The organism is Aerococcus sp. L_32 (assembly GCF_050689315.1).
The window spans coordinates 1-596 of sequence record NZ_JBOEQF010001129.1 but is presented as its reverse complement, the minus strand read 5'-3'; the positions used below and the strand labels follow the sequence as shown (position 1 = coordinate 596).

Annotated in this window: 1 protein-coding gene; it reads right to left on the bottom strand. The window is 35.4% G+C overall.

Going from position 1 to position 596, the window contains the following annotated elements; all coding sequences use genetic code 11:
• Positions 1–429: CYTH domain-containing protein (locus ACRCJ0_RS18540; RefSeq protein WP_431391653.1), on the bottom strand; the 429-nt coding region annotated here is incomplete at its 3' end.
• Between the last annotated feature and the right edge of the window lie 167 nt (positions 430–596).

Here is a 596-nt window from a genome sequence, read left to right as displayed (position 1 = left end):
AAAACAGTGGTCCAGCACCATATCCTGACCTTCAACCACTTGTTGGTGTCTGATAGTTTTAAATCGCCCGATAATGACTAAGTCATCAAGTGCAATATCAATTGTTGCTAGGAAATCAGCAACCTCACCGCCATAACTTAATTTTCCAGATTCTTTAATAGATTCGCCATCGATAAGGGACAATTTTTCAGTTGTTTCCAATTTCTGATGGTCTTTAACAGGTTGTTTCATTGTTAAATGGACATAAGCATCCGTTATACGCACTCGTAAACCAATATGTCGTTTACGCAATTCACCATCGGCAGTATCAAAATAGATATTCTCTTGGGTTAAGGGGGCAGTTTCCGCGAAATTATAGTAGTTAAACAATTCCTGGTACTCTGCTTGACTTAAAATATTTTTGTATTCTATTTCTAAATTTTTTGCCATTGGATCGCCTCTTTTCTTTATCCGCCTTAAGTATATCAAGATATACCTAATTTTTACAATAAAAGGGGTTGGCGGTACCATGCTTTTTAGACGAATAAAACGACAAAGATGACTTGATATCTTTGCGTTTCTTGTTATAAATCAATGGTTTTTGTGATAGAATATAT